This window comes from Pseudomonas sp. GW821-FHT02B10 (genome assembly GCF_059421865.1).
Map to the genome: position 1 here is coordinate 215142 of NZ_JBWKVU010000011.1, position 24873 is coordinate 240014.

Here is a 24873-nt window from a genome sequence, read left to right on the forward strand (position 1 = left end):
CGTATTTTGAAGAAATGAGACAAGCAGGGGCATCCGGGCTGGTACCCGGACTATCAGCGTGATCCTAAGTGGCTTGTTTTGGTCGCTGCACTCGGACTTTTGCAAGTTTGCTCGGTGTCTTCGCCGGTGGTGTTCCCCTAACCGAGGGTGACCAAGCATGCAAGAAAGCGTGATGCAGCGCATGTGGAACAGCGCCTACCTATCCGGTAGTAACGCTGCCTATGTGGAAGAGCTCTACGAGCTCTACCTGCACGACCCTAACGCTGTGCCAGAAGAGTGGCGCACTTACTTCCAGAAGTTGCCTACCGACGGCAGCACTGCCATCGATGTTTCGCACTCGACAATCCGCGATCATTTCGTGTTGCTGGCAAAGAACCAGCGCCGCGCCCAGCCGGTATCCGCCGGTAGCGTGAGCAGCGAGCACGAGAAGAAGCAAGTTGAAGTGCTGCGATTGATCCAGGCCTACCGTATGCGTGGCCACCAGGCAGCCCAGCTGGACCCGCTGGGGCTGTGGCAGCGTCCTGCACCTGCAGACCTGTCAATTAATCATTACGGCTTGACCAATGCCGATCTTGATACGACCTTCCGTGCCGGCGACCTGTTCATCGGCAAAGAGGAAGCGAGCCTACGCGAAATTCACGAAGCGTTGCAGCAGACATATTGCCGCACCATCGGTGCTGAATTTACGCACATCACCGATTCCGAGCAGCGCCAGTGGTTCCAGCAGCGTCTGGAAAGCGTACGCGGCCGTCCGACCTACTCCACGGATATCAAGGGTCATCTGCTCGAGCGCGTCACCGCAGCTGAAGGCCTCGAAAAATACCTGGGCACCAAGTACCCGGGCACCAAGCGTTTCGGCCTGGAAGGCGGCGAAAGCCTGATCCCGATGCTCGACGAGCTGATCCAGCGTTCCGGTTCCTATGGCACCAAGGAAGTCGTGATCGGCATGGCCCACCGTGGTCGCCTCAACGTCCTGGTCAACACCTTCGGCAAGAACCCGCGCGAGCTGTTCGACGAGTTCGAAGGCAAGAAGAAGGTCGAGCTGGGCTCCGGTGACGTGAAATACCACCAGGGCTTCTCGTCCAACGTGATGACCACCGGCGGTGAAGTTCACCTGGCCATGGCCTTCAACCCGTCCCACCTGGAAATCGTTTCGCCAGTGGTCGAGGGTTCGGTGCGCGCCCGTCAGGATCGCCGCAACGACCAGACCGGTGACAAGGTTCTGCCAATCTCGATCCACGGTGACGCTGCATTCGCAGGTCAGGGCGTGGTGATGGAAACCTTCCAGATGTCGCAGACCCGCGGTTTCAAGACCGGCGGCACCGTGCACATCGTGATCAACAACCAGGTCGGTTTCACCATCAGCAACCCGCTGGACTCGCGTTCCACCGAGTACGCCACCGACGTCGCGAAAATGATCCAGGCGCCGATCCTCCATGTGAATGGTGACGATCCGGAAGCCGTACTGTTCGTGACCCAGCTGGCCATCGACTACCGCATGCAGTACAAGCGCGATGTGGTGATCGACCTGGTCTGCTACCGTCGTCGCGGCCACAACGAAGCGGACGAGCCAAGCGGCACTCAGCCTCTGATGTACCAGCAGATCGCCAAACAGCGCACTACCCGTGAGCTGTATGCCGATCGTCTGGTCCAGGCAAGCGTGCTCGACGCCGAGCGTGTTCAGGCGAAAGTCGACGAATACCGCAACGCGCTGGACAACGGCCTGCACGTAGTGAAGAGCCTGGTCAAAGAGCCGAACAAAGAGCTGTTCGTGGACTGGCGTCCATATCTGGGCCACGCCTGGACTGCGCGTCACGACACCACCTTCGATCTGAAGACCCTGCAGGAACTGTCCGCCAAGCTGCTGGAGCTGCCGGAAGGCTTCGTGGTTCAGCGCCAGGTCGCGAAGATCTACGAAGACCGTCAGAAGATGCAAGCCGGCGGCCTGCCGATCAACTGGGGTTATGCCGAAACCATGGCATACGCGACCCTGGCGTTCGAAGGTCACCCGATCCGCATGACCGGCCAGGACATCGGTCGCGGTACGTTCTCGCACCGTCATGCGGTCCTGCACAACCAGAAAGACGCCAGCACCTATATTCCGCTGCAGCACCTGTACGACGGCCAGCCACGTTTCGATCTGTACGATTCGTTCCTGTCCGAAGAAGCCGTACTGGCGTTCGAATACGGTTACTCGACCACCACGCCAAACGCGCTGGTGATCTGGGAAGCCCAGTTCGGCGACTTCGCCAACGGTGCCCAGGTGGTGATCGACCAGTTCATCACCAGTGGCGAGCACAAGTGGGGCCGTCTCTGCGGCCTGACCATGCTGCTGCCGCACGGTTATGAAGGTCAGGGTCCGGAGCACTCTTCGGCTCGTCTGGAGCGTTACCTGCAGCTGTGCGCCGAGCACAACATCCAGGTCTGCATGCCGACCACTCCGGCCCAGATCTACCACCTGCTGCGTCGTCAGGTGATTCGCCCGCTGCGCAAGCCGCTGGTGGTCCTGACTCCGAAGTCGCTGCTGCGTCACAAACTGGCCATCTCGACCCTGGAAGATCTGGCGGAAGGTTCGTTCCAGACCGTTATTCCGGAAATCGATGCCCAGGATCCAAAAGACGTGAATCGTCTGATTCTGTGCAGCGGCAAGGTCTACTACGACCTGCTGGAAAAACGCCGTGCCGAAGGCCGCGACGACATCGCCGTCGTGCGTATCGAGCAGCTGTACCCATTCCCTGAGGACGACTTGAACGAAGTCCTGGCTCCGTACACCAACCTCAAGCATGTCGTTTGGTGTCAGGAAGAGCCGATGAACCAGGGTGCCTGGTACTGCAGCCAGCACCACATGCGCCGCATCGTTGGCAATCACGACAAGTCGCTCGTACTCGAGTACGCAGGCCGTGAAGCCTCTGCTGCACCTGCATGCGGTTACGCGTCGATGCACGCCGAGCAGCAGGAAAAACTGCTGCAAGATGCTTTCACTGTTTAACGCCTTCGCGCACCTGAAACCGAATTTAAGGAACCACAGATAATGGCTATCGAGATCAAAGCCCCCACTTTCCCGGAATCGGTTGCCGATGGCACCGTTGCCACCTGGCACAAAAAACCGGGCGACGCCGTCAAGCGCGACGAGCTGATCGTCGACATCGAAACCGACAAGGTCGTGCTGGAAGTTCTGGCCACCGCTGACGGCGTGCTGGGCGCTATCGTCAAGAACGAAGGCGACACCGTTCTGTCCGACGAAGTCCTGGGCTCCATCGCTGAAGGCGCTGCCGCCGCTGCTGCTGCTCCAGCCGCTGCCGCACCGGCTGCCGCCCAGGCCGCAGCGCCTGCCGCCGAAGGCGAAGACGATCCAATCGCTGCTCCAGCCGCGCGCAAGCTGGCCGAAGAGAACGGCATCAACATCGCTTCCGTTGCCGGTACCGGCAAAGGCGGTCGCGTGACCAAGGAAGACGTGGTTGCGGCCGTTGCAGCCAAGAAAGCCGCTCCGGCTGCCGCGCCTGCCAAGGCCGCAGCTCCTGCCGCCGCCGCTCCGGTATTCGCTGCTGGCGACCGCGTCGAGAAGCGCGTTCCGATGACCCGCCTGCGTGCCAAGGTTGCCGAGCGTCTGGTCGAAGCCCAGTCGAACATGGCGATGCTGACCACTTTCAACGAAGTCGACATGACCGAAGTCATGGCCCTGCGTTCGAAGTACAAGGATCTGTTCGAGAAGTCCCACAACGGCGTACGCCTGGGCTTCATGTCGTTCTTCGTCAAGGCTGCTACCGAAGCGCTGAAGCGTTTCCCTGCGGTCAACGCCTCGATCGACGGCTCCGACATCGTTTACCACGGTTACGCCGACATCGGTGTTGCCGTGTCCAGCGACCGCGGCCTGGTGGTTCCGGTTCTGCGTAACGCCGAACTGATGAGCCTGGCTGAAATCGAAGGTGGCATCGCCACCTTCGGCAAGAAAGCCCGTGACGGCAAGCTGTCGATGGAAGAAATGACCGGCGGTACTTTCACCATCACCAACGGTGGTACTTTCGGTTCGATGATGTCGACTCCGATCGTCAACCCGCCACAAGCGGCGATCCTGGGCATGCACAACATTCTGCAGCGTCCTATGGCGATCAACGGTCAGGTGGTTATCCGTCCGATGATGTACCTGGCTCTGTCCTACGATCACCGTTTGATCGACGGCAAAGAAGCAGTGACCTTCCTGGTTACCATCAAGAACCTGCTGGAAGACCCGGCTCGTCTGCTGCTGGATATCTGATTTCGTAGCATGGGCCGATCAGCGATGATCGGCCTTTCGCCGAAACGAACAGCTTCGTCCCACGACGGCCTCCACAAGAGGCCGTCCGGTTTGATTCGAGAAGGAATGACACATGACTCAGAAATTCGACGTGGTAGTGATTGGCGCAGGCCCTGGCGGCTATGTAGCTGCCATTAAAGCTGCGCAACTCGGCCTCACGACTGCCTGCATCGAGAAATATACCGACAAGGAGGGCAAGCTGGCCCTCGGCGGTACTTGCCTGAACGTCGGCTGCATCCCTTCCAAGGCGCTGCTGGACAGCTCCTGGAAATTCCACGAAGCCCAAGACGGTTTCGCGATCCACGGTATCAGCCACGCTGGCGTGTCCATGGACGTGCCTGCGATGGTCGGCCGTAAGGCCAATATCGTGAAAAACCTGACCAGCGGTGTTGCCACCCTGTTCAAGGCCAACGGCGTGACCTCCATCCAGGGCCACGGCAAACTGCTGGCCGGCAAGAAAGTCGAAGTCACCAAGCCTGACGGCTCGGTGGAAGTGATCGAAGCCGAGAACGTCATCCTGGCGCCGGGCTCGCGTCCAATCGACATTCCACCGGCTCCGGTCGATCAGAAAGTGATCGTCGACTCCACCGGCGCCCTGGAATTCCAATCCGTACCAAAACGCCTGGGCGTGATCGGCGCTGGTGTGATCGGTCTGGAGCTGGGTTCGGTATGGTCCCGTCTGGGCGCTGAAGTGACTGTCCTCGAAGCTCTGGACACCTTCCTGATGGCTGCCGACACCGCCGTCTCCAAGGAAGCGCTGAAAACCCTGACCAAACAGGGTCTGGACATCAAACTGGGCGCTCGCGTCACCGGCTCCAAGGTCAACGGCGAAGAAGTGGTCGTGACCTACACCGATGCCAACGGCGAACAGAACATCACTTTCGACAAGCTGATCGTAGCCGTTGGTCGCCGTCCAGTGACCACTGATCTGCTGGCTGCTGATTGCGGCGTGACCCTCGACGAGCGCGGTTTCGTGCACGTTGACGATCACTGCGCTACCACCGTACCGGGCGTTTACGCGATCGGCGACGTGGTTCGCGGCATGATGCTGGCTCACAAGGCCTCGGAAGAGGGCATCATGGTCGTCGAGCGCATCAAGGGCCACAAGGCTCAGATGAACTATGACCTGATCCCTTCGGTTATTTATACTCACCCGGAAATCGCGTGGGTCGGCAAGACCGAGCAGGCCTTGAAAGCTGAAGGCGTTGAAGTTAACGTCGGCACCTTCCCGTTCGCAGCCAGCGGCCGTGCCATGGCAGCCAACGACACCGGCGGTTTCGTAAAAGTCATCGCTGATGCCAAGACTGACCGTGTACTGGGCGTTCACGTGATCGGCCCAAGCGCGGCAGAACTGGTTCAGCAAGGTGCGATCGGCATGGAGTTCGGCACCAGCGCCGAAGACCTGGGCATGATGGTTTTCTCCCATCCGACCCTGTCCGAAGCCCTGCACGAAGCAGCACTGGCAGTGAATGGCGGCGCCATCCACATCGCCAACCGCAAAAAGCGTTAAGACAATAAGAAACCACGGCGGATTGCCCGTCGTGAGCCTTGCGAGCAAGACTCACCGCGGAACGTCCGCTGGACTCGACCTCACGGGAATCTTCATGCGCTGTGCCGCAGCCCAGGCTGCGGATGCGGGGCAGGGGAGTCCGGTGAGGAGCGGTCACAGGTGGCGCGGCACTCATCAAGAGCGCAGCGCCGAATGCGCAGTACCTAACGAAGACGGTAAAAAGCATGAATCTTCACGAGTATCAGGGTAAGCAGCTGTTCGCTGAATACGGCCTGCCAGTATCCAAAGGCTACGCGGTAGACACCCCGGAAGAAGCAGCAGAAGCTTGCGACAAGATCGGCGGCTCCGAGTGGGTTGTCAAAGCCCAGGTTCACGCCGGTGGTCGCGGTAAAGCGGGCGGCGTAAAGCTGGTTCGCAGCAAAGAAGACGCTAAAGCATTCGCTCAACAGTGGTTGGGCAAGCGTCTGGTGACTTACCAGACTGACGCCAATGGTCAGCCAGTCACCAAGATCCTGGTTGAATCGTGCACTGATATCGCTAAAGAGCTGTACCTGGGCGCTGTCGTCGACCGTTCGAGCCGTCGCATCGTGTTCATGGCTTCCACCGAAGGTGGCGTGGACATCGAGAAAATCGCTCACGACACCCCTGAGAAAATCCTCAAGGCTACTATCGATCCACTGGTTGGCGCTCAGCCATTCCAGGGTCGCGAGCTGGCTTTCCAGCTGGGCCTGGAAGGCAAGCAAGTCACTCAGTTCGCCAAGATCTTCGTCGGCCTGGCCAAACTGTTCCAGGACCACGATCTGGCACTGCTGGAAGTGAACCCGCTGGTGATCAAGGCTGATGGCGATCTGCACTGCCTGGACGCGAAGATCAACATCGACGCCAACGCCATGTACCGTCAGCCTAAGCTGAAGACTTTCCACGATCCGTCCCAGGACGATCCGCGCGAAGCGCACGCTGCCAAGTTCGAACTGAACTACGTAGCGCTGGAAGGCAACATCGGCTGCATGGTCAACGGTGCCGGCCTGGCCATGGGTACCATGGACATCGTCAACCTGCACGGCGGCAAGCCAGCCAACTTCCTCGACGTAGGTGGTGGTGCTACCAAAGAGCGCGTGACCGAAGCTTTCAAGATCATCCTGTCCGACACCAACGTCGCTGCAGTACTGGTCAACATCTTCGGCGGCATCGTTCGTTGCGACATGATTGCCGAAGGCATCATCGGTGCAGTGAAAGAAGTCGGCGTGAAAATCCCGGTTGTTGTTCGCCTTGAAGGCAACAACGCTGAACTGGGCGCTAAAGTACTGGCAGAAAGCGGCTTGAACATCATCGCTGCTACCAGCCTGACCGACGCTGCTCAACAAGTTGTCAAAGCTGCGGAGGGCAAATAATGAGCGTCCTGATCAATAAAGACACCAAAGTTATCTGCCAGGGTATTACCGGTTCGCAAGGTAGTTTCCACACCCAGCAAGCCATCGAATACGGCACCAAGATGGTCGGCGGCGTAACTCCGGGCAAAGGCGGCACCGAGCACCTGGGCCTGCCTGTCTTCAACACCGTGAAAGACGCTGTAGCTGCCACTGGCGCCACCGCCAGCGTGATCTACGTTCCAGCTCCTTTCTGCAAGGACTCCATCCTGGAAGCGGCATTCGGCGGCATCAAGCTGATCGTCTGCATCACCGAAGGCATTCCTACCCTGGACATGCTGGACGCTAAAGTTAAGTGCGACGAGCTGGGTGTTACCCTGATCGGCCCTAACTGCCCAGGCGTGATCACTCCTGGCGAATGCAAGATCGGCATCATGCCAGGTCACATTCACTTGCCAGGCAAGGTCGGTATCGTTTCCCGTTCCGGCACCCTGACTTACGAAGCCGTGAAGCAGACCACTGACGCCGGTTTCGGTCAGTCCACCTGTGTCGGCATCGGTGGTGACCCGATCCCAGGCTCCAACTTCATCGACATCCTGAAGCTGTTCCAGGAAGACCCGAAGACCGAAGCGATCGTGATGATCGGTGAGATCGGCGGTTCGGCTGAAGAAGAAGCGGCTGCCTACATCAAGGCTAACGTGACCAAGCCGGTTGTTTCCTACATCGCTGGTGTGACTGCTCCTCCGGGCAAGCGCATGGGCCATGCTGGCGCAATCATCTCTGGCGGCAAAGGCACTGCAGACGAGAAATTCGCTGCTCTGCAAGACGCAGGCGTGAAAACCGTGCGTTCGCTGGCAGACATCGGCAAGGCCCTGGCTGAGCTGACTGGCTGGGCTGTCAAGTAAGCCTCGCGCTTAGCTGACGCTCCACCAACAAAGGCCACCTTCGGGTGGCCTTTGTTCGTTAAGAGCAGTTGCAAGCCTCAAGCGACAAGCTGCAAGAGAAGCTTGTCGCTTGAAACTTGTGCCTTGCAGCTGCTTTTAATACGTAAACGCGACACGCAAATGTCGCTGATCGGACAGTTCGCCCTCTAACAGTGCGTTTGTCTTACAAATTCGGTAGTCTAGCCGCCTCTTTTGCGTCTGCGTCCCACAAGGAAGCCGCGCGCTAAACGGGTCAGTCCTATACGGACCGACAGCATTTCCCTCACCCATAAGGGAAATCCCTCTCTAAATTCCGATTCAGTAGTGTGGTATTTCCTTAATGAAAGTGTTGAAAGGCCAGGACATTCTGGCACTGGGTTTTATGACCTTTGCCCTGTTCGTCGGGGCCGGCAATATCATCTTCCCGCCTATCGTCGGCTTGCAGTCCGGACCTAACGTCTGGATCGCGGCGCTGGGCTTTCTGATCACCGCTGTGGGGCTTCCGGTGGTGACTGTCATTGCGCTGGCCAAGGTCGGTGGGGCGATGGACGCGCTGAGCAGCCCGATTGGCAAGATCGCCGGTGGCCTGCTGGCGGCGGTCTGCTACCTGGCGGTCGGTCCGTTGTTCGCGACGCCGCGTACCGCGACCGTGTCCTTCGAAGTAGGCCTGGCGCCCCTGACCGGCGAAAGCCCGCTGGCGCTGTTCCTCTATAGCTCGGTGTATTTCCTGCTGGTGTTTTTCATCTCCCTCTACCCGGGACGCCTGCTGGATACCGTTGGGCGTTTCCTCGCGCCGCTGAAGATCATCGCCCTGGCCGTACTGGGCATCGCCGCGTTCGCCTTGCCGGCCGGTGATATCGGTGTTGCGACGCCCGAATACGTCGCGGCGCCGTTCTCCCAGGGCTTCATCAATGGTTACCTGACCATGGATACCCTGGGCGCGCTGGTGTTCGGTATCGTCATCGTCAACGCCATCCGTTCCCGCGGTGTCGAGTCGCCACGCCTGATCACCCGTTACGCGATCATCGCCGGGCTGATTGCCGGTATCGGCCTAGCGCTGGTGTATGTCAGCCTGTTCCGCCTGGGTTCGGGCAGCCATGAAGTCGCGGCCGGTGCCACCAATGGCGCGGCGGTGCTGCACGCTTATGTGCAACACACCTTCGGTTCCCTGGGCAGCGGCTTCCTCGCCGTGCTGATTTCCCTGGCCTGCCTGGTGACCGCGGTCGGTTTGACCTGCGCTTGCGCGGAGTACTTCAGCCGCGTACTGCCGCTGTCGTACAAGACCCTGGTGATCATCCTGGCGGCGTTCTCGCTGCTGGTGTCCAACCTGGGCCTGACCAAGTTGATCGCCTTCTCCATCCCGGTGCTGACCGCCATCTACCCGCCGTGCATCGCCCTGGTGGCCCTGAGCTTCTGCAAGGACTTCTGGCATGAGCAAGGCCGCATCGTCGGTCCGGTGATGCTGGTGTCCTTCCTGTTCGGCCTGATCGACGCCCTCAAGGGTGCCGGCCTGGCGGACTGGATGCCAACCCAGTTGATGCACCTGCCGCTGAGCGAGCAGGGCCTGGCGTGGCTGGTGCCTTCGGTCATGACCCTGGTGGTCGCGGTAGCCTGCGACCGCCTGCTGGGCAAGCGCAGCGAAGCGCTGGCCTAAACCGCTATCTGCCGGGGCCTGTCACAAGCGGGCACCGAGTAGCCATGAAAATGCCCCGTATCCCGCGATACGGGGCATTTTTTATGGGCGGCCAATGGTGTCTTTTTTCCTCGATCAACGTCGAAGCAGTGCCAGTTGTATCCGCACTCTGCCAACGCCTATCCGGGAACCTGCATGTCGTTCGTCGAAGCCAACCTGATCCATCTCATCGCCGCCCTCTGGTTTGTCATCTGCTGGGGCGGCTACACCCGCTACGCCACGTGGAAGGGCCGCGACACCGCGTGCCTGGCCAGCGTGCTGCATTTGTACCGGGAAGACTGGATGCGCCGCATGCTGCTGCGCGATAACCGCATTGCCGACGCCAGCGTGATCGGTAACCTGGAGCGCAATGCCTCGTTCTTTGCCTCCAGCACCCTGATTATCCTCGCCGGTATCCTCACCGTGCTTGGCGCTTCCGAGCGTGCGGTGTCGCTGCTGGCCGACATTCCCATGGTTCAGCAGGCCTCCCAGGGCATGTCGGAGATCAAGCTGCTGTGCCTGGCCCTGGTGTTCGTCTATGCCTTTTTCACCTTCAGTTGGTGCATGCGCCAGTACAACTTCGCGGCCATTCTCGTGGGCTCGGCACCGATGATCGGTGAGCGGCATGTTTCCGAACAGGAGCGAAAAGCCTTTGCAATGCGGGCCGCGCGAGTAATTTCCATGGCCGCCAACCAGTTCAACTTCGGCCTGCGTTCCTATTACTTCGGCATGAGCATGCTGGCCTGGTTCGTCAGCCCCTGGCTGTTTATGTTGATGAGTGCGGGCGTGGTGCTGGTGCTGTACCGCCGGGAGTTTCATTCCGACGTGTTGGACGTGATGGTCTATACCCCTACAGAGGCGCCATTGCCCGAGGCGAACAAGGAGATAGCCTGATGAGTATTGCGTTTTGGTGTGTGTTTATCAGCGCGCTGTTGATTTACGTGGCGCGCATACCAGTAGCCAGAGCGATGAAAGAGCAGGGCGGTTACGACAATCACCTGCCACGCCAGCAACAGACACAACTCACAGGGTTCGGTGCCCGGGCAGTGGCGGCGCACCAGAACAGTTTCGAAGCCTTCATGTTATTCGCGGTCGGGGTCCTGATGGCCCATACCACCCAGACTCAGGGCTGGTTGATCGACGGCCTGGCGATCGTCTTCGTCATTACTCGGGTTATCTATCTGCTTTGCTATTGGGCGGATCTTGCCTGGCAGCGCAGTCTGGTCTGGTTTATCGGTCTGCTCTGCTCATTGCTGCTGATGCTTAGTCCGACTTTTCGCAGCCTGTTGGCTTAGCGTTATTGCAGATAAAGTAAAGCCCGCACTAGGCGGGCTTTCTTTTTGCTGCACTAAAACCGGATTAGTTGGTTTTAGGAGCGGCTTCCTTGGCAGCTTCTTCAGCCGCTGCTTTGCTCGATTCAACCTGATCTTTGGCTGCTTCGGCGTTTTCTTTTGCAGCTTCGTTCACTTTATCCTGAGCTTCATTCATTTTCTGTTGAGCTTGCTCAGCATGTTGGTTGGCATCTTGAGCTTTGTCCTCGGATTTTTTATCGCAGGCAGCGAGACCGAGGGAAGCGGTCAGCATCAGGGCAATAGCTAAAGTCTTACGCATGGGGTGTTTCTCCTTATTGAAGATATCTTCTGGCCTTTCGAGCATGGCTCTACAGGTTAAGTTCCTTGAAAGTTAAAGATATATAAAGTGCCAGCAATATGGAACTTTTACCTGCCGCGTTAACCGAGCGGTTTTGACACCAACTAGAGAATTTCCTTATGGAGCAAAACCCTGTTTTTGAGCGTGCGACGCGATTTTTGTCGGCGTTGCGCCATTGCCAGGTATTGGCCATGAGCGTGCACAGCGCCTCAAAAGACGGCATCACCCTGATGTTGCCTTACAGCCCGCAGATAGTCGGCAACCCCGAGACCGGAGTGATCCACGGTGGTGCGCTGACCTCCTTGATGGACACCGCCTGTGGCATGGCGACCTTGTGCGTCCTGCCGGAGTTCGAGGTCTGCCCGACCCTGGACCTGCGCATCGATTACATGCACCCGGCGCAGCCAGGCAAGAGCGTGTATGGCTTTGCCCAGTGCTACCGGGTGACCACCGATGTGATTTTCACCCGTGGTTTTGCCTATCAGGATGACCCAGAGCACCCTGTTGCCCATGTGGTGGGCACCTTCATGCGCATGGGCAAGGGCATCAAGGGCAGCAAAGGTTTTGCCGGTGTCATCAAGGGTGAGCAGCCATGAGCGACGATTTCCAGACGCAAGTGCAGCATGCCCACCAGCAAGGCGATTACGCCGCGCTGCTGCAATTGATTCCCTACGCCAGGCTGATTGGCATCGAGTGTTCGCGGCAGGGCGATGAGTTGCTGTTTCGCCTGCCCGCCAACCGCGACAATATCGGCAACCCGTTGCTGCCGGCCCTGCACGGTGGGGTGATCGCCGGATTCATGGAGCTGGCCGCGGCCCTGCATCTGTTGATTGGCACCGGCTCGCCGGGCGTGCCGAAGATCATCGACTTTTCCCTCGATTACCTGCGTGCCGGGCAATTTCGCGATACCTATGCCCGATGCCAGGTCTGCCGCCAGGGACGGCGGGTGGCGAACGTGGCCATCACCGCCTGGCAGAGCAGCGCGGAGGAGCCGATTGCCACCGCCCGCGCACATTTCAAGCTCGAAGAAAGTCCAGGGCCTTGAAATCTCAGGTATAGCCCCCAACTCTGTGGACATCCCGCCGTAAGCCCTCCGGGCGCGGCTTATGCCATCTGATTGGAGTTTGATGACCATGAGTGTGGAAACTCAAAAGGAAACCCTGGGCTTCCAGACCGAGGTAAAGCAACTGCTGCACCTCATGATCCATTCGCTGTATTCCAACAAGGAAATCTTCCTTCGCGAACTGATCTCGAACGCCTCTGACGCTGTCGACAAATTGCGCTTCGAAGCCCTGTCCAAGCCTGAGTTGCTGGAAGGTGGCGCGGAGCTGAAAATCCGTGTGAGCTTCGACAAGGAGGCCAAGACCGTCACCCTCGAAGACAACGGCATCGGCATGAGCCGGGACGATGTGATCACCCACCTGGGGACCATCGCCAAGTCCGGCACCGCCGATTTCATGAAAAACCTCACCGGCGACCAGAAGAAGGATTCGCACCTGATCGGTCAGTTCGGCGTGGGCTTCTATTCCGCCTTCATCGTCGCCGACAAGGTCGATGTCTTCAGCCGCCGCGCCGGCCTTGACGCCAGCGAAGGCGTGCACTGGTCCTCCAAGGGCGAAGGCGAGTTCGAAGTCGCGACCATCGACAAGGCCGACCGCGGTACCCGCATCGTCCTGCACCTGAAGTCCGGCGAAGACGAGTTCGCCGACGGCTGGCGCCTGCGCAACATCATCAAGAAGTACTCCGACCATATCGCCCTGCCGATCGAGCTGCCGAAAGAGGCCGCTGCCGCTGAGGGCGAGGAGAAGCCTGCGCAGGAATGGGAAACCGTCAACCGTGCCAGTGCCCTGTGGACCCGTCCGCGTACCGAAATCAAGGACGAGGAATACGAGGAGTTCTACAAGCACATCGCCCACGACTTCGAGAACCCGCTGAGCTGGAGCCACAACAAGGTCGAAGGCAAGCTGGAATACAGCTCGCTGTTGTACGTGCCGGCTCGTGCGCCATTCGACCTGTACCAGCGTGAAGCGCCGAAAGGCCTGAAGCTGTACGTGCAGCGCGTGTTCGTGATGGACCAGGCGGAATCCTTCCTGCCGTTGTACCTGCGCTTCATCAAGGGCGTGGTCGACTCCAACGACCTGTCGCTGAACGTGTCGCGGGAAATCCTGCAGAAAGACCCGATCATCGACTCCATGAAGTCGGCGCTGACCAAGCGCGTGCTGGACATGCTGGAAAAACTGGCGAAGAACGAGCCTGAGCAATACAAGGGCTTCTGGAAAAACTTCGGCCAGGTGATGAAGGAAGGCCCGGCCGAAGACTTCGCCAACAAGGAAAAGATCGCCGGCCTGCTGCGCTTCGCCTCCACCCAGGGCGACGACGGCGAGCAGAATGTTTCCCTGGCCGAGTACCTGGCACGCGCCAAGGAAGGCCAGGACAAGATCTACTACCTCACCGGCGAAACCTACGCGCAGGTCAAGAACAGCCCGCACCTGGAAGTCTTCCGCAAGAAAGGCATCGAAGTGCTGCTGCTGACCGACCGCATCGACGAGTGGCTGATGAGCTACCTGAGCGACTTTGACGGCAAGAGCTTTGTCGACGTGGCGCGGGGTGACCTGGACCTGGGCAACCTGGACTCGGAAGAGGACAAGAAGGCCGCGCAAGAAGTCGCCAAGAGCAAGGAAGGCCTGGTGGAGCGGATCAAGACCGCCCTGGGCGATACCGTCAGCGAAGTGCGGGTTTCCCACCGCTTGACCGACTCCCCGGCGATCCTGGCGATCGGCGAGCAGGACCTGGGCCTGCAGATGCGCCAGATCCTTGAGGCCAGCGGGCAGAAGGTGCCGGATTCCAAGCCGATCTTCGAATTCAACCCGGCTCACCCGTTGATCGAGAAACTCGACGGCGAGCAGAGCGACGAGCGCTTCGGCGACCTGTCGCACATCCTCTTCGATCAGGCGGCCCTGGCTGCCGGCGACAGCTTGAAAGACCCGGCCGCCTATGTGCGCCGCCTGAACAAGCTGCTGGTTGAACTGTCGGTTTAACTGCGTTGTATAAAAACCCGCTTCGGCGGGTTTTTTCATTCCGGTGTTTTTGAATCAGGAGTCTGAAATGAGCCAAGTCACTGTTCGTTCCCTGGTCTACCAGATTGATGGTCAATCCTATGAAAGCCGCCTGGCGTTCGATGCCAGCCAGCAGGGCCCGCGTCCGGGGCTGTTGATGGCGCCGAACTGGATGGGTGTCGGCGCCGGTGCCGAGAAGATCGCCGAGGCGGTCGCCGCCAAGGGGTATGTGGTGCTGATCGCCGACCTGTACGGGCAACAGGTCCGCCCGAGCAACGGCGACGAGGCGGGTGCCGCCATGATGCCGCTGAAGAATGACCGGGCCCTGCTGCGCAAGCGCATGCAGGCGGCTTTCGAGGCGCTGCAAAGCCAGCAGGAAGCCGCGGTGGACAAGGCCAGGCTGGCCACCTTCGGTTTCTGCTTCGGCGGCTGCTGCTCCCTGGAGCTGGCGCGCAGCGGCGCGCCGCTGAAAGCCGCGGTGTCTTTCCACGGCAGCCTGGATACGCCGAATCCGGCCGACGCCCGGAACATCAAGGGCTCGGTGCTGGTGCTGCACGGCGCTTCCGACCCGCTGGTGCCGAAAGAGCAATTGCCGGCCTTCGAAGAGGAAATGAACGCCGCGGGGGTGGATTGGCAACTGCTGAGTTACGGCGGCGCGGTGCATTCCTTCACCGATCCGCACGCCAATGTGCCGGGCAAGATGATGTACGACGCCAAGACCGCCCGTCGCGCCTTCACCTCGATGCACAACCTGCTGGATGAAGTGTTCAAGGGCTGAGCCCCGGGAGCCACAAGCCCGCTTGGCGATGCAATGCGGCTCTCAGTGAGCCGCCTTGTACGCCAGGCGGGCTTTTTTTGTGCCTGTCGGCCATTCAGATCCGCGTCAGTGCCTGGGCCAGGTCGGCGCGCAGGTCCTCAACATCCTCGACGCCCACGGACAAACGCACCAGCCCGTCGCCGATGCCGAGCTGCGCCCGGGTGTCCGCGGGAATGCTGGCGTGGGTCATGATCGCCGGATGTTCGATCAGGCTTTCCACGCCGCCCAGGCTCTCGGCCAGGGCGAAGATTCGCACGCTCTCGAGAAAACGCCTGGCGCCGGCCAGGTCGCAGTCCAGGTCGAGGGAAATCATCCCGCCGAAACCGTGCATCTGCCGCCGTGCCAGTGCGTGCTGCGGGTGGGACGGCAGGCCCGGGTAGTAGACCCGCGCCACCTGTGGCTGGCGCTCCAGCCATTGCGCCAGCTCCAGGGCGTTGCTGCAGTGGCGTTCCATGCGCAGCGCCAGGGTCTTCACCCCGCGCAGGGTGAGGAAGGCGTCGAACGGCCCGGCGATCGCTCCCACGGCGTTCTGCAGGAAGCCCAGACGCTCGGCCAGGTCGGGGTTCTGCCCGACCACCGCGATGCCGCCGATCACGTCGGAATGGCCGTTGAGGTACTTGGTCGTCGAGTGCAGCACGATATCGAAGCCCAGCTCCAGCGGACGCTGGATCCACGGGCTGGCAAAGGTGTTGTCGGCGACGCAGATGATGCCCCGCGTCCGGCAGATGCGCGCGATGGCGGCGAGATCGGTGAGGCGCAGCAGGGGATTGCTCGGGGTCTCGACCATGACCATCCGCGTGTCGTCCTGCAGCGCGGCTTCGAAAGCCGACAGATCGGTCAGGTCGACGAAGCTGAAGCGATGGCCGGCGCTGCGTTGGCGCACCTTGTCGAAGAGACGGAACGTTCCGCCGTACAAGTCATTGCCGGAAACGATATGCGCGCCCGCGTCGAGCAGTTCGAGCACGGTGGAAATCGTTGCCAGCCCGGAGGCGAAGGCGAAGGCCTGGGTGCCGCCCTCGAGGTCCGCCACGCAGCGCTCCAGGGCCCAGCGCGTGGGATTGTGCGAGCGTCCGTAATCGAGCCCCTTGTGCACCCCGGGGCTCTGCTGGGCATAGGTGGAGTTGGCGTAGATCGGCGGCATCAGCGCCCCGGTGGAAGGGTCCGGCGTTTGCCCCGCATGGATTACCCGGGTGGCGAAGGCGCGTGGCGCGCCGGTTTCATCCTGTTGGCTCATGGCAGTGATCTCCGTAAGTGGTTGAGCATGTCGACCCGGGTAATCAAGCCGTGGAAGCCCGAAGCGTCGGCGATGATCGCCACGAAGCCACGGTCGAGTTCCGCCTCCAGTTCGGCCAGGCTGGCGCCGGGAGGCAGGGTTTCCAGCTGATCGGTCATGGCGCTGGCCACGGTCTTGCGAAAGTGTGAAGCATCTTCGTGCACGCCCAGCAGGATGTCCGACTCGTCGATCACCCCGACCAGCCGCTGCCCGTCCACCAGCACCGGCAGTTGCGACACATCGGCCAGGCGCATGCGCTGGAAGGCGGTGAGCAGGGTATCGTCCGGCCCCACGCTGATCACCCGGCCGTCTTCGAAGCGCCGCGCGATCAGGTCGCGCAGGTCGCCGTAGCCTTTGCGTTGCAGCAGGCCCTGGTCGTTCATCCATTGGTCGTTGTAGATCTTCGACAGGTAGCGGGTGCCGGTGTCGCAGACGAAGCTGACCACCCGCTTCGGCTCAGTCTGCTCGCGGCAGTAGCGCAGAGCCGCGGCCAGCAGGGTACCGGTCGAAGAGCCGCCGAGAATACCCTCGGCGCGCAGCAACTGGCGGGCGTGCTCGAAACTTTCCTCGTCGCTGATGGAATAGGCCTTGCGCACGCTGGAAAGGTCGGCGATGGATGGAATGAAGTCTTCGCCGATGCCTTCCACCGCCCAGGAACCGGGCGTGCCGAGGGCGCCGCTGCGGCTGTATTCGGCCATCACCGAGCCGACCGGATCGGCCAGGACCATGACCAGGTCCGGCTGCACCCGGCGGAAGAACCGGGTCAGGCCAGTCAGGGTGCCGGCCGAGCCGACGCCGACCACGATGGCGTCCACGTCATGCTGGGTCTGCGCCCAGATTTCCGGCGCGGTGCTGCATTCGTGGGCCAGCGGGTTGGCCGGGTTGTTGAACTGATCGGCGAAGAACGCGTCGGGAATCTCCTTGGTCAGTCGCGCGGCCATATCCTGGTAGTAGTCAGGGTGGCCCTTGCCGACATCGGAGCGGGTGATATGCACTTCGGCGCCCATCGCCTTGAGGTGCAGGACCTTCTCGGTGGACATCTTGTCCGGCACCACCAGGACCACTCGATAACCCTTGGCGCGGCCGACCAGGGCCAGGCCGAGGCCGGTGTTGCCGGCGGTGGCTTCGACTATGGTGCCACCGGGTCGCAGGCGGCCATCGCGCTCGGCGGCATCGATCATCGCCAGGCCGATGCGGTCCTTGATCGAGCCACCGGGGTTTTGTGATTCAAGCTTGAGAAACAGTGTACAGGGGCCGGTATCGAAACGGCTGACACGCACCAGCGGCGTGTTGCCGATCAGTTCGAGCACGGCGGGACGGGAGTCGTTCGGCATGTCGTCACCTCGCTGCGCAAAGCTGCGCTGGATGGGCGACCCACGGCGAATCATCGCGCGCTGGTCGCAGGCAATGCATCGCTTGGACCATAGGCCGGGATCCGGCTACCCGCAACCGCTCGCGCCGGCCGGTACCTGGTTGCGCAACCAGGCGGCGGGGGAAGCCTGGCCCGGCGCTTGACCTGTCCGGATCACCGAGCGCCCGGCGCTACAGGGGTGACGGCGAGCCTTTGCCCTTGGGCAGTTCGATTCTTTCGCTTTCCCCCGGCACCGTTGGCCAGTCGCCGGCGGCCCAGCGTTGGCGGGCTTCATCGATACGTGCTGGATCGCTGGAGACGAAGTTCCAGTTGATCCGCCGTGGACCATCCAGCGGCGCGCCGCCGAACAGCACGGCATGGCAATCGCTGTCGGCGAACAGGGTGGGTGTGGTTCCGGCCGGCAGGATTACCAGCGAGTGCGGTTCGACGGGCTCGCCATCCAGCTGGGCGTCGCCTTCGAGCACATACAGGGCGCGCTCTTCATGTTCGGCGGGGATCAGCAGGGTGGTCGCGGTCTGTAGCTGTATTTCGGCATACAGGGTCGGGGAGAGCACTGGCACCGGCGATTCCAGGCAGAAACCGCTGCCGGCGATCATGCGGATCTTGACCCCGAGGTTGTCGCTGACCGGCAAGGTCGCGGTCGGGTGATGGCTGTAGTGCCCAGGGCCTTGTTCATGGGCCTTGGGCGAAGCCAGCCAGACCTGCAGGCCGTGCATGCTGAAGTCGCTGTCGATCAGCGCCTGCGGGGTGCGCTCGACATGGGCGATGGCGCTGCCGGCGGTCATCCAGCTGACATCCCCCGGGTTCACCACCTGATCGGAGCCGAGGCTGTCCTTGTGCTGGATCTGCCCCTGGAACAGATAGGTCAGGGTCGACAGGCCGATATGCGGATGCTGGCGGATATTCATGCCCTTGCCCGCGGGGTAGCGGGTTTGCAGCATATGATCGAAAAATACGAAGGGCCCCACGCTGCGGCATTGGGCCGAGGGCAGCGGACGCAGGATGGGTTGGCCTTCGACGTCCTCGGCGCGAGGGCGAATCACGAGCGGTGTGTTCATGGTGCATTCCAGGCTGATCGGGTTATGCCCGGGAGCATAACCCGCTTGTGCGAGCCGTGGCGCTATTGGCTGAAGGCGCCTTCGGAGAGGTGGGTCTCGATGCTCACCTCGGCGGTGGTCATCAGCTTGTGCACCGGGCAGCGGTCGGCGACGCGATGCAGTTCTTCACGTTGGGCGTCGGTGAGCACACCCTTGAGGGTCAGCTTGACGTGCAGCGCATATTTGCCTTTCTGCTCCTGGCTGTTGTCGTGCTTGACCTCGACCGTGACGCCGGTGAGCGGAATCTCTTTTTTCTGCGCATACAGCTTGAGGGTCAGGGCCTTGCAGGCACCCAGGGCGGCATCGAAAAAGTCGTGGGGTTCCGGCGCGGAGCCTTCGCCGCCCAGGGTCTTGGGCAGGTCGGCGAACAATTGATGGTCATCGATCTGGATGCTGTGGCGGAAACCTTCGCTGGACTCGGTGTTGACGGTGATAGTCATGGCGGACCTCGGGCAGTGGTGAGCAGTCGGAACAGACGTTGAAAGGTGGTGCAGTTATAGAGCATTACGCTTGCCGTGCGTTCCCCTTTTTCTGAACCGTCACCTGCAGGGCAGGGTCTACCCAGCGTCAACCGACGGGAGCCCGCCCATGCACTGGATCTACCTGAGCACCTTGCTGTTGCTGCTGCCGAGCGCCTGGGCCCAGGCCCGCGACTACGCCTACAGCGATGCTCACTTGCATTACGTCGACTTCTTCCAGGAGTCGGCGGGCATGGACAAGCTGCTCAAGGCCATGGCCGACAATCGCATCGAGCATGTGATGATTTCCGGTATCCCGGTGGCCAAGAAATGGCATGAAGACGAACCCAAGCGACCGCGCTACTACGCCGGCGACGACGCCGATGCCTACTGGTACAGCGCCACCGATGTGATTGTCGCTGCCGCGGTGAACCGCCTGACGCCCGAGCAGCGCCAGCATTTTCATCCGTTCCTGTCCGGCTTCAACCCCAACGACAAGAACTCCGACGCCCATATCCAGCGCATGCTCGACCTCAATCCGGGGCTATGGCAGGGCATCGGCGAGGTGTTCACCCGCCACGACGACCTGACCGCGCTGACCTCCGGCGATACGCCACGGGCCAATAACGAGGCGATGACGCGGATCTATCACCTGGCGGCGGAAAACGACCTACCGGTGATGCTGCATTCCAACATCACCTCCAAGCGCGAGAAGAACCCGCTGTACCTGGCGGAAATCGAAGAGCCGCTGCGCAATCATCCCCACACGCGCTTTATCTGGGCCCACGCGGGCACCAGCATGGAGATCCACCGGCATCAGGTGCAGCTGGATTTTCTCCTGCCGACCCTGGCGCGGATGCTCGAGTCTTATCCCAACCTGTACATCGACCTGTCCTGGAGCGTGCTCAGGCCATATCTGCTGGATGAGCAGGGCGTGCCTCGGGCGCAGTGGCTGAAGCTGGTGGAGCGCTTTCCCGAGCGCTTCATGCTGGGTTCGGACGTTGTCGGGCGTTTCAACAAGCTGGGGCGGGAAATGCGCGGCTTCGATCCCTTCCTCGATGCCTTGCCAGAGGCCGTGGCGCGCAAGGTGGCCCGGGACAACTTCCTCGCCGTGCTGCCGCGCGCACGTTGATCCTGAGTGGCTCGGGTTCGTGGGCGTTGCCAAGGCGCTGGTGATGCAGGTTTGTCATCAGCCTGTCATGCCTGCGTCATAGGCTCGCGCCATCTCAATCAAGGAGCGCGATATGCACCTCACCCGTTTAAGCGCATTGGCGGCGCTGATGATGCTCAGTGGCCTGGGCTATTCCGAAGCCCGTGCCGAAGTCCGTGTCGAAGGCCCGGTGGAATATGGTGTGTTCGAGGGGCCGAAGGCCGCGTTGCAGTCGGGTGAGCGGGTGCTGCGGCGCAGCAACGAAAACATCGAGCAGACCGAGATCGTGCCCGCGCGGCTGGGCACCAAGTTCGGCCTGCGTTATCAGTTGGCCGGCAAGGTGGCCGAGGATGTGCCACTGACCCTGTTGTATTTCACGCCGGGCATCCGTACCCCGGATGGCCAGCGTCACGATAAGCTCGAAGTGACCCAGAAACTGGTGTCGGGCGCGCCGCAGGACATCATGGCCTATGAGTTCACCGAGAGTCATGAGGTGATCCCCGGCGAGTGGCGTTTCATGGTATTCCAGGGCGACCGTTTGTTGGTCCAGCAGCGTTTTACCGTACGCTGAATCGTTTACGCCCAGGCATCGGAGTGCTTGGGCGTTTTGATATCACGTTTTCGTCTTAAGCAAATTTTCCGCGACCCGATACCTTCAAGAGCAGCCCGCTGTATGGCGAATGCAGCGCTTTTGGAAGGAACCGGAGAATGAGCATCAGGAGTCTCAACATTGCACCGCGCGCGGGCCTGGGCTTCGGCCTGCTGGCGCTGATGGTGTTCGGCCTGGGGGCGTTCGCCCTGCTGCAGATGTCGAACATGCGCGCGCAGTCCGACGAGGTCGACAACAACTGGCTACCCAGTGTGATGTCGGTGGGCGAAATGAATCAGGACCTGCTGCGGGTCCGGGCGCTGACCATGCGCTTGCTGATCAACCGCAGCCCCCAGGCCCTGGCGCAGAACGAAAGCAAACTCAATGAGATCAAGCGCGGCATGACGGTGGCCCAGGAGCGCTATAACGCGCTGATTGTGCTGCCGGAAGAGCGTGTGCTGTTCGATCGCTACAAGGCCGCCGAGAAGCGCTACCTCGAGCATCAGAACCAGGTGATGGCGCTGTCGCAGCAGGGGCGGGTCGAGGATGCGGTTGCGGTGGTCAATGGCGAGATGAGCCAGCTGGCCGATGAGCTGGCGGGCACCCTCAATGAGCTGGTGGCCCTCAACCGGCACAACGCCAACCTGGCCACCGAGCTGGCCAGGGCGGTGTTCAGCAACGCCAAGGTCTGGGTGGTGGTGATGATTGTGGTGGCCGGCCTGATGACCATTGTCCTGGCCCTGTTGCTCACCCGCAGCATCGTGCTGCCGCTCTCGCAATCGCTGAACGTGGCCGAGGTGGTGGCCGGCGGCGACCTGACCGAGGACATTCGTATCAGTGGCAAGGATGAGCCGGCGCGCCTGCTGCAGGCGCTCAAGGCTATGCAGCACAGCCTGCGGGAGACCATCCGGCGCATTTCCGAGTCTTCCAGCCAGCTGGCTTCCGCTTCCGAGGAACTCAGTTGCGTGACCGAGGACGCCACCCGTGGCCTGCACCAGCAGAGCCAGGAAATCGAACAGGCGGCGACTGCGGTGAACCAGATGACCGCTGCGGTGGAGGAGGTGGCCAGCAATGCCGTGGCAACGTCCGAAGCCTCCCGCCAGTCCGACCTGATTGCCCAGCATGGGCGTGAGCAGGTGCGCCAGACGGTACAATCCATCGAGTCCCTGGCCGACGACGTGACTGCCAACGCCTCCCAGGTCGAAGAGCTGGCGCAGAAGGTGTATGGCATCAGCAAGGTGCTGGATGTGATTCGTTCGGTGGCCGAACAGACCAATCTGCTGGCCCTGAATGCCGCCATCGAGGCGGCGCGGGCCGGGGATGCCGGTCGCGGGTTCGCGGTGGTGGCGGACGAGGTGCGGGCGCTGGCGCATCGCACCCAGCAATCGACCCAGGAGATCGAGCAGATGATCGGCGGTATTCAGCTGGGCACCGAGCAGGCTGTCAGCTCCATGCAGCAGAGCAACAGTCGGGCCCGCTCGACCCTGGAGCTGGCCAAGGCGGCGGGGGCGGCGCTGGAGGAAATCGCCGGGGCGATCACCCTGATCAACGAGCGCAACACGGTGATCGCCAGCGCCTCGGAGGAGCAGGCGGCGGTGGCCAGGGAGGTGGATCGCAACCTGATGAACATCCGCGACCTGGCCATGCAGACCTCGGCCGGGGCCAACCAGACCAGCGCCGCGAGCCAGGAACTGTCACGGCTGGCGGTGGACCTGAACACGCTGGTGGCGCGTTTTTCGGTGTAAGTGCTTTTGCGCGGGGAAAAACAGTCGCCCAATAAAAAACGCCCCGAACCAGTCGGGGCGTTTTTCATGTGGCAAAGGCGGGGATCACTTGCCCTGCCAGCGCTTCAGGACCAGGGTGGCGTTGGTGCCGCCGAAGCCGAAGCTGTTGCTCATCACGGTGTTGATGGTGGCGTCTTCGCGAGTCTTGGTCAGGATCGGCATGTCGGCCACTTCCGGGTCCAGCTCGTCGATGTTGGCCGAACCGGCCATGAAGTTGCCTTCCATCATCAGCAGGCAGTAGATCGCTTCGTGAACGCCGGCGGCGCCTAGGGAGTGACCCGACAGGCTCTTGGTGGAGCTGATGGCTGGAGCCTTGTCGCCGAACACTTCACGCACGCCTTTCATTTCCGCGACGTCGCCGACCGGAGTCGAGGTGCCGTGGGTATTCAGGTAGTCGATCGGTGCGTCGACAGTGGACATGGCCATCTGCATGCAACGGATTGCACCTTCGCCGCTTGGCGCCACCATGTCGTAGCCGTCGGACGTCGCGCCGTAGCCAACGATTTCGGCGTAGATCTTCGCGCCACGGGCCAGGGCGTGTTCCAGCTCCTCGACCACCACCATGCCGCCACCGCCGGCGATGACGAAGCCGTCACGGTCGGCATCGTAGGCGCGGGAGGCTTGTTCCGGGGTGTCATTGCGCTTGCTGGACAGGGCGCCCATGGCGTCGAACAGGAACGACTGGCTCCAGTGTTCTTCTTCACCGCCGCCGGCGAACACGATGTCCTGTTTGCCCATCTGGATCTGTTCCATGGCGGTACCGATGCAGTGAGCACTGGTGGCGCAGGCGGAAGCGATGGAGTAGTTCAGGCCCTTGATCTTGAACGGCGTGGCCAGGCATGCGGAAACGGTGCTGCTCATGGTCCGCGTCACGCGGTATGGGCCGACGCGCTTGACGCCTTTCTCGCGCAGGATGTCCAGCGCTTCCATCTGGTTCAGGGTAGAGGCGCCGCCAGAGCCGGCGATCAGGCCGGTACGCGGGTTGGAAACCTGCTCTTCGGTCAGGCCGGAGTCGGCGATGGCGTCTTTCATGGCCAGGTAGGCGTAAGCCGCCGCGTGGCCGACGAAGCGATAGATCTTGCGATCGATCAGCTCTTCGAGATTGAGGTCAATGGAGCCGGAAACCTGGCTACGCAGACCCATTTCGGCATATTCCGGGTTGAAGCGGATGCCAGGGCGACTTGCACGCAGGTTAGCGGAGACGGTCTCTTTGTCATTGCCCAGGCACGAAACGATGCCCAGACCAGTGATAACGACGCGGCGCATGCGGATAACCCTTAGAAGTTGTCAGTGGAGGTGAAAACGCCGACCCGGAGGCCTTCGGCGGTGTAGATTTCGCGGCCGTCGACGCTGACCGAACCATCGGCGATGGCCATGTTCAGCTTGCCCTTGAGGACGCGCTTGATATGAATGTTATAGGTGACTTTCTTGGCGGTCGGCAGCACCTGGCCAAAGAACTTCACTTCGCCCGAGCCCAGGGCGCGACCGCGGCCCGGCAGGCCTTGCCAGCCCAGGAAGAAGCCGACCAGTTGCCACATGGCGTCGAGGCCCAGGCAGCCCGGCATCACCGGATCGCCTTCGAAGTGGCAGGCGAAGAACCACAGGTCAGGGGTGATATCCAGCTCGGCGACCAATTCACCTTTGCCGTACTTGCCGCCCTCTTGGCTGATATGAGTGATGCGATCCACCATCAGCATGTTCGGGGCGGGCAGTTGCGCGTTACCTGGGCCGAACAGCTCACCGCGACTGCAGCGCAGCAGATCTTCCCGAGTAAAGGCGTTTTGTTTGGTCATGCGAGCTCCTCAATAGTCCCATGCGGCAGGGTGGGGCAAATCTTCCCGGCCGATCGAAGCGTTCATGC

The 24873-nt window shown here is 61.3% G+C and carries 22 protein-coding genes and 1 pseudogene; 16 read left to right on the forward strand and 7 right to left on the reverse strand.

Annotation, left to right across the window (positions count from 1 at the left end; genetic code table 11):
• The first annotated feature begins 157 nt into the window (after positions 1-157).
• The 8 genes from AC07VU_RS22730 to AC07VU_RS22765 all read left to right on the forward strand — a co-directional run bounded on the left by AC07VU_RS22730 (position 158) and on the right by AC07VU_RS22765 (position 11061).
• Complete coding sequence (locus tag AC07VU_RS22730) at positions 158-2989, forward strand: 2-oxoglutarate dehydrogenase E1 component (protein ID WP_007931503.1); 2832 nt, start codon at positions 158-160, stop codon at positions 2987-2989.
• 42 nt (positions 2990-3031) lie between these two features.
• On the forward strand, positions 3032-4255 hold the full coding sequence (odhB, locus tag AC07VU_RS22735) for a 2-oxoglutarate dehydrogenase complex dihydrolipoyllysine-residue succinyltransferase (RefSeq protein WP_495030515.1): 1224 nt from the start codon (positions 3032-3034) through the stop codon (positions 4253-4255).
• A 112-nt stretch (positions 4256-4367) separates the two neighbouring features.
• Complete coding sequence (lpdA, locus tag AC07VU_RS22740; RefSeq protein ID WP_007931507.1) at positions 4368-5804, forward strand: dihydrolipoyl dehydrogenase; 1437 nt, start codon at positions 4368-4370, stop codon at positions 5802-5804.
• 224 nt (positions 5805-6028) lie between these two features.
• Positions 6029-7195: an ADP-forming succinate--CoA ligase subunit beta gene (sucC, locus tag AC07VU_RS22745; RefSeq protein ID WP_007931510.1), complete on the forward strand. Its 1167-nt coding sequence runs from the start codon at positions 6029-6031 to the stop codon at positions 7193-7195.
• Positions 7195-8076, forward strand: coding sequence for a succinate--CoA ligase subunit alpha (gene sucD, locus AC07VU_RS22750; RefSeq protein ID WP_007931513.1), 882 nt, complete (start codon positions 7195-7197; stop codon positions 8074-8076). The genes sucC and sucD overlap by 1 nt, the downstream gene beginning before the upstream one ends.
• A gap of 358 nt (positions 8077-8434) precedes the next feature.
• A complete protein-coding gene (gene brnQ, locus AC07VU_RS22755) occupies positions 8435-9748 on the forward strand; it encodes a branched-chain amino acid transport system II carrier protein (protein WP_007931515.1) in 1314 nt (437 codons plus the stop codon).
• 174 nt (positions 9749-9922) lie between these two features.
• Entirely contained in the window at positions 9923-10660 is a 738-nt protein-coding gene (locus AC07VU_RS22760; RefSeq protein ID WP_007931525.1) for a DUF599 domain-containing protein, read from the forward strand.
• A complete protein-coding gene (locus AC07VU_RS22765) occupies positions 10660-11061 on the forward strand; it encodes an MAPEG family protein (RefSeq protein WP_009042792.1) in 402 nt (133 codons plus the stop codon). Before AC07VU_RS22760 ends, AC07VU_RS22765 begins: the two co-directional genes overlap by 1 nt.
• Before the next feature lie 64 nt (positions 11062-11125).
• On the opposite strand, the gene AC07VU_RS22770 is transcribed toward AC07VU_RS22765, so the two are convergent.
• Positions 11126-11377, reverse strand: coding sequence for a hypothetical protein (locus AC07VU_RS22770; protein ID WP_007931529.1), 252 nt, complete (start codon positions 11375-11377; stop codon positions 11126-11128).
• 158 nt (positions 11378-11535) lie between these two features.
• On the opposite strand from AC07VU_RS22770, the gene AC07VU_RS22775 reads away from it, so the two are divergent.
• The 4 genes from AC07VU_RS22775 to AC07VU_RS22790 all read left to right on the forward strand — a co-directional run bounded on the left by AC07VU_RS22775 (position 11536) and on the right by AC07VU_RS22790 (position 15250).
• Positions 11536-12012 (forward strand): PaaI family thioesterase, encoded by a 477-nt coding sequence (locus tag AC07VU_RS22775; protein ID WP_277588150.1) that lies wholly within the window; start codon positions 11536-11538, stop codon positions 12010-12012.
• On the forward strand, positions 12009-12461 hold the full coding sequence (locus AC07VU_RS22780) for a PaaI family thioesterase (RefSeq protein ID WP_102678441.1): 453 nt from the start codon (positions 12009-12011) through the stop codon (positions 12459-12461). The genes AC07VU_RS22775 and AC07VU_RS22780 overlap by 4 nt, the downstream gene beginning before the upstream one ends.
• A gap of 88 nt (positions 12462-12549) precedes the next feature.
• A complete protein-coding gene (htpG, locus tag AC07VU_RS22785) occupies positions 12550-14454 on the forward strand; it encodes a molecular chaperone HtpG (protein WP_495030516.1) in 1905 nt (634 codons plus the stop codon).
• Between the two features lie 67 nt (positions 14455-14521).
• Positions 14522-15250 (forward strand): dienelactone hydrolase family protein, encoded by a 729-nt coding sequence (locus tag AC07VU_RS22790; protein ID WP_053260159.1) that lies wholly within the window; start codon positions 14522-14524, stop codon positions 15248-15250.
• A 94-nt stretch (positions 15251-15344) separates the two neighbouring features.
• Here the strand turns inward: AC07VU_RS22790 and AC07VU_RS22795 are convergent, their stop codons facing one another.
• The 4 genes from AC07VU_RS22795 to AC07VU_RS22810 all read right to left on the reverse strand — a co-directional run bounded on the left by AC07VU_RS22795 (position 15345) and on the right by AC07VU_RS22810 (position 19471).
• Complete coding sequence (locus AC07VU_RS22795) at positions 15345-16523, reverse strand: trans-sulfuration enzyme family protein (RefSeq protein ID WP_495030517.1); 1179 nt, start codon at positions 16521-16523, stop codon at positions 15345-15347.
• Positions 16520-17896 carry a pyridoxal-phosphate dependent enzyme gene (locus AC07VU_RS22800; protein ID WP_495030518.1) on the reverse strand — a complete coding sequence of 459 codons (1377 nt, stop codon included), beginning with the start codon at positions 17894-17896 and terminating at the stop codon, positions 16520-16522. Before AC07VU_RS22800 ends, AC07VU_RS22795 begins: the two co-directional genes overlap by 4 nt.
• Before the next feature lie 208 nt (positions 17897-18104).
• Positions 18105-18992: a pirin family protein gene (locus AC07VU_RS22805; protein WP_495030519.1), complete on the reverse strand. Its 888-nt coding sequence runs from the start codon at positions 18990-18992 to the stop codon at positions 18105-18107.
• 62 nt (positions 18993-19054) lie between these two features.
• Positions 19055-19471: an OsmC family protein gene (locus AC07VU_RS22810; protein WP_007931549.1), complete on the reverse strand. Its 417-nt coding sequence runs from the start codon at positions 19469-19471 to the stop codon at positions 19055-19057.
• A 148-nt stretch (positions 19472-19619) separates the two neighbouring features.
• Here AC07VU_RS22810 and AC07VU_RS22815 point away from each other — a divergent pair, with 148 nt between their 5' ends.
• From AC07VU_RS22815 to AC07VU_RS22830, 4 genes and pseudogenes are all read left to right on the forward strand, one after another.
• Entirely contained in the window at positions 19620-20621 is a 1002-nt protein-coding gene (locus tag AC07VU_RS22815; RefSeq protein ID WP_053260162.1) for an amidohydrolase family protein, read from the forward strand.
• A 112-nt stretch (positions 20622-20733) separates the two neighbouring features.
• On the forward strand, positions 20734-21210 hold the full coding sequence (locus AC07VU_RS22820; RefSeq protein WP_495030520.1) for a DUF3859 domain-containing protein: 477 nt from the start codon (positions 20734-20736) through the stop codon (positions 21208-21210).
• A 137-nt stretch (positions 21211-21347) separates the two neighbouring features.
• Positions 21348-22118: pseudogene (locus AC07VU_RS22825) on the forward strand (MCP four helix bundle domain-containing protein); the annotation flags it as partial.
• On the forward strand, positions 22110-22973 hold the full coding sequence (locus tag AC07VU_RS22830) for a methyl-accepting chemotaxis protein (protein WP_370686805.1): 864 nt from the start codon (positions 22110-22112) through the stop codon (positions 22971-22973). The pseudogene AC07VU_RS22825 and the gene AC07VU_RS22830, both read left to right, overlap by 9 nt.
• An 84-nt stretch (positions 22974-23057) precedes the next feature.
• On the opposite strand, the gene fabB is transcribed toward AC07VU_RS22830, so the two are convergent.
• Together fabB and fabA are read right to left on the reverse strand one after the other, a co-directional pair.
• The gene (gene fabB / locus AC07VU_RS22835) at positions 23058-24278 is read right to left on the reverse strand and encodes a beta-ketoacyl-ACP synthase I (protein ID WP_007931556.1); all 1221 of its coding nucleotides are present in this window, start codon (positions 24276-24278) and stop codon (positions 23058-23060) included.
• Between the two features lie 11 nt (positions 24279-24289).
• The gene (gene fabA / locus AC07VU_RS22840; RefSeq protein WP_007931558.1) at positions 24290-24805 is read right to left on the reverse strand and encodes a 3-hydroxyacyl-[acyl-carrier-protein] dehydratase FabA; all 516 of its coding nucleotides are present in this window, start codon (positions 24803-24805) and stop codon (positions 24290-24292) included.
• Positions 24806-24873 lie beyond the last annotated feature (68 nt).